Genomic DNA, 1,474 nt, shown 5'->3' on the forward strand with positions numbered 1-1,474 from the left:
GACACCCAGATCCGCCTCCGCCGGCGGTTCGACGATGTCGATGGGAATAGAGGGACCAGAGGTGGTCGCCCCGGAGATCCCGGACTCGAAGGACAACCCACGCTTGGAGGCTGGCGCGTCGGACCGTACGTCGAACGTGATGGTGGCCGTTTCCGTAGACGCAGGGCCGATGGGGAACTCGAGAATGTAGCGGGTGCCGTCGAAGGCGCAGGTCGTGATGGTCGACGGTCCGGTGCAGGAGTCGATGTCGAGGATCTGTCCGCCACTTCCTGTTACGAAGATCGCGAGCTTGGCGGGTCCAGTGGAGCTGGTCTTGTTGGTGAAGTCGGTCTGGACGGTGAACGATTCGCCCGGCTCCAGCACGGTGTCGGAGACGGTGATGACCGCGGTGTGGTTGACCCCGTCCTGGGTCACCGTCGCGGGGGTGGCCGCCGACGCCGGAGTTGCGACAGCCAGCCCGGCGGCGGAGAGAACGATGGCCGCGAGTCCCGCGGCGAGGCCTTGAGAGTGCTTGCGCATGGGTTGTTCCCGATTCTCGAGAAAGGCGCGCGCCGAGCCGCAGTGCATCAGCGCTCGATCTGGGGTCGAGGTCACCCGACCGGACGGCCGCCAAGGAAGACGATCGACCAACCCGTCGATACCGTGCGACCGTTCTACTTTGTTATGGACTGGAGGCGCCCGCAACCCGACGACTGGCCCGTCGTCCTCACTGCCTGTCGCGCTTCTGTCGAGCGGAGAGCTGCGCGGAGTGCTATGAATGGATCGAACGCTCCACTTGCAAAACGAGCAAGTCTTCGGACCGGTGAGATCGGCCGGCCCCCTGCACGGGCTGACGGCATGCCTGTCCTTTCACGGCCGTCCGTCACCGTGCTGCCGGTGCCTTGTCGACGCGACGACGTCGTCGACCCTGTGGCAAGGCACCGCCTTTGGCACTGTCGAGAAGGAGCCTGTCGTGCTCAAACCTTTCACACGCGCCGCCAGCCTGGGCGCTCTCGCCGTCACCGCGGTCAGCCTCTCCGGACTGACCCTGCCCGCTGCTGCCGCTGATCCCGTGACGACGGAGGCATCGTTCCCTCGGGGGTCGTTGTCGGCGACCGTCTCCGACACCACTCTCATGCCTGGTGACACCTTCACCGTCGAGGTCGACTACACCAACACGTTCCACCAGCTCAACATCTCCACCTTCGTCATCAAGACGCCTGTCGTACCCGACCATCACCTCTTCGTGCTGGACGACTGCACCACGGCCACCGGACAGGACCCATACTGCAGCACCCCATGGGACGAGGTCCGCAGTCAGGTCCTGGTCCCGGCGGCGGGGACCGAGACCGTGACCTTCGAGCTGCACGTCAGCGACGACGCAGAACCGGGGGCTTACCCCCTGGCCTTCTACACCAATGTCGCCGGGACCGAAGCGACACCGAGCCCACCGGTGACCTTCACCGTCGTGGAGCCTGCCGCTGATCTGGGTGTT

Annotated in this window: 2 protein-coding genes; one reads left to right on the forward strand and one right to left on the reverse strand. The window is 65.5% G+C overall.

Features of this window, described 5'->3' with window-relative positions:
- Positions 1-519, reverse strand: a 519-nt coding sequence (locus tag ACIQLL_RS17520) for a hypothetical protein (RefSeq protein WP_402470000.1), incomplete at its 3' end; no start/stop codon positions are given.
- Between the two features lie 238 nt (positions 520-757).
- Between ACIQLL_RS17520 and ACIQLL_RS17525 the strand changes: the two genes are divergently transcribed.
- Positions 758-1,474: COG1361 family protein (locus tag ACIQLL_RS17525; RefSeq protein ID WP_402470002.1), on the forward strand; the 717-nt coding region annotated here is incomplete at its 3' end.

This window comes from Isoptericola aurantiacus (assembly GCF_044769875.1).
Classification (GTDB): Bacteria; Actinomycetota; Actinomycetes; order Actinomycetales; family Cellulomonadaceae; genus Isoptericola; species Isoptericola aurantiacus.